Below are 1,248 nucleotides of genomic sequence, written 5' to 3'. Positions count from 1 at the left end.
AGGGCGAACCTCATTTGAGGTTCGCCCTTTTTACTTCGCCCCGGGTCCGGATTGAGGATCTCCGCCAGGGTTCGGCGGTCGAACAGACTTAACTGCAGCACCCGCATGATCCGCTGAACCGTCCAGCCCGCCCGGGCGCTGTGCCGGGCAAACGCCACCAGCAAGTAAGTGATCATGGCGATCCACAACTGGGTCAGCACCGCGTTCCTCGAGGTCCCCACGAACGCCTTGATCTTCAGGTTCTGCTTGATCGTCTTGAAGAAAATCTCGATCCGCCAGCGGTCCTTGTACAAGGCCGCGATGGTCGCCGCGCTCAGACCAAAATGGTTGGTCAGGAACACGTAATGCTTGCCCGTCTCCCGGTCAACGAAGCCTACCCGCCGCAGGCGCGGCGCTCCGCGCTTGAGGGCGTGCGCGCTGTTGAGCTGGATGGTCTGGTCGCAGGTCAGCCCCTTGGATCGGTCCACCGGACGCCGCTCCTCGACCCGGTAAATGGCGTTCGGCCTGAGCCGGGTAACGAAGAAAACCCCTTGGTCCGTCAACGACTTATACCAGCCGTAATCCACATACCCCTTGTCGAACACCACGATGCTGCTCTTCGGGAAGGCGAACCGCCGTCCCTGCACCAGGTCGTTCTCATTGCCGTCACCCAGCGCCACGAACTCCGGTACATCGGTGCCGTGGTTGAGCCCCACGCTCAGCTTCACGTTGCCCGCGTCCGGCCGATAGGCGGCCCACGGGAACAGCTTCAGCGACAGATCGATGGCGCTGGCGTCCAGTGAGTAAAGCGGGTTCTTGAAGCGGAACTTGTGCCGCCCCGGCAGGCTCTTGCAGTGCTGCAGCAATCGCCCGAACAAGGCCTGATACAACGCCGCCGGCTGCTTCTCATTGATCCGGGCCAGGGTCGAACGGGGGATCGGCTTGGCGCCCAGGTGGTAGAGCTTGTGGCGCTGGCTTTCCAGGTTCGACTGGATATCCCGCAGGCTTTGCCGACCGGAGAGCTGCGACATGGCCATGCCGACGAACTGATCCCAGCGCGACGCCGAGCGCAGTTTCTGGCCGTGATGGTGCTCCCGCGCCAGCCTCTCAAAGTCATGTCTGGACAGGGGCTTGAGCAGTTGGTGAAACGCGGTGTTATGATGTGACAAAGCCTGGACCTCCCGGAATACAACGTTTTCTCGACAAAAACATTGTACCCGGGTGGTTCAGGCTTTTTCTTTATGTCCCTTCAACTGTGGGACAGCAGTG

At 61.1% G+C, this 1,248-nt stretch carries 1 protein-coding gene; it reads right to left on the bottom strand.

Annotated elements, in window-relative coordinates:
- Positions 1-1,148: IS4 family transposase (locus IM760_RS18750; RefSeq protein WP_204431738.1), on the bottom strand; the 1,148-nt coding region annotated here is incomplete at its 3' end.
- Positions 1,149-1,248 lie beyond the last annotated feature (100 nt).

The organism is Alloalcanivorax marinus (assembly GCF_016906305.1).
In the GTDB taxonomy this organism is placed as follows: Bacteria; Pseudomonadota; Gammaproteobacteria; order Pseudomonadales; family Alcanivoracaceae; genus Alloalcanivorax; species Alloalcanivorax marinus.
This window is presented reverse-complemented; position numbering and strand designations above follow the sequence as displayed.